The sequence below is a fragment of the Marinimicrobium sp. C2-29 genome (assembly GCF_038419845.1).
In the GTDB taxonomy this organism is placed as follows: Bacteria; Pseudomonadota; Gammaproteobacteria; order Pseudomonadales; family Cellvibrionaceae; genus Marinimicrobium.
The window spans coordinates 1-1,433 of sequence record NZ_JBCAQT010000042.1 but is presented as its reverse complement, the minus strand read 5'-3'; the positions used below and the strand labels follow the sequence as shown (position 1 = coordinate 1,433).

Sequence of the window (1,433 nt, the reverse complement as noted above, 5' to 3'; positions counted from 1 at the left end):
CGTAGGGCGATGAGATGGTCTCCTCCCCTCCTAATCGGCGTCGCGATGCGCCAAGATAGGGGAGGAAGAAATTCCTATCTGAATGAGTGGGAGGAGACCATGGCAAAGCTTACAACGATTGGCATTGATCTCGCAAAAAACGAATTTGCTCTGTACGGCACAGGCCCTGGAGGTAAGGGGGACTGGAAGCGTAAAGTCCGGCGCAAGCAGCTCTGCGAGCGGCTATCACGCCTGGAGCCTTGCACCGTGGCCATGGAGGCCTGCGGGAGCGCCCACTACTGGGCCCGCCGAATTCAGGCGCTGGGGCACCGCGTTGAGCTGTTCCCCCCGCAGCACGTCAAAGGGTATCTACGCGGCCAGAAGAACGACTACAACGATGCCATGGCCATTGCGGAGACCAGTGAACACGGGCGGGTTCGTCCAGTGCAGATCAAGAGCGTTGAGCAGCAGGACGAGCAGATGCTGCACAAGCTGCGTCGCAGCGTGAGCAAGGAGCGCACTCGGCTGAGCAACCAGTTGCGAGGCCTGCTGATGGAGTACGGGGTGGTGCTCCCCAGAGGGGTGGCCACGCTACGCCGGGAGTTCCCTCTGGTGCTTGAGGACGCGGAGAATGAGCTGAGCCCTCGAACCCGGCAGCTGCTCCACCGCCAGTACCAGCGCTTTATGGAGCTAGAGGAGGAGCTGGCCTGGTACGACCAGGAAGTCGATCGGATGGTCAAAGAGGACGAGGTCTGTCAGCGCTTACAGGAGATGCCCGGTATCGGGTCCGTGGTGGCCAGTATCTTAAAAAGCTGGATGGGTGATGGCCACCAGTTCCAGCGAGGCCGAGAGGCGGCTGCCGCTCTGGGCGTGGTTCCACGGCAGAACAGCACCGGCGGCAAATCGGTGCTGCTGGGCATCAGCAAACGTGGCGACCCCTATGTGCGAGCCCAACTGATCCACGGGGCACGCTCGGTGGTAACGCAGGCGGACAACAAGACCGATCCGCTCAGTCGCTGGATCCAGAGGATCAAGGCGGAGCGAGGCTTCAACAAAGCCACAGTGGCGCTGGCCAATAAGTTACTCCGCATGGCCTGGGTGATCATCGCCCGGGGCGAGCGGTACCGGCCCATCGAGGAGCGGATGGCCGGATGAGTTGATCAGGAAGCGAGTGAAGTAGACAAGCAAAGCGAAGTAGACGATTACGGAGGTTACCCTTCCCTCAGGTTGCGAGGGTCACAGCGATCGATGGCACAACAGGTCAGACCGGCCTGCCGAAAACCTGGCTTACTTGATGGCCCGAGAGGCCGTTAGGGCGATGAGGACGGCAGGCGCGGATCTTCCATCAAGGCCAGAGGCGACAAAGCCGCCTCGACAACAGGCCGGATATACGTCAGCCAACCTGTCCCTGACATCGACACTGAGACCTTGCAAACGGGGAGGAGACCATATAC

General features: G+C 60.9%; 1 protein-coding gene. It reads left to right on the top strand.

Going from position 1 to position 1,433, the window contains the following annotated elements:
• Window positions 1-99: 99 nt before the first annotated feature.
• Window positions 100-1,134, top strand: a complete 1,035-nt coding sequence (locus AAE484_RS17385) for an IS110 family transposase (RefSeq protein WP_341939705.1) — start codon at window positions 100-102, stop codon at window positions 1,132-1,134.
• Window positions 1,135-1,433 lie beyond the last annotated feature (299 nt).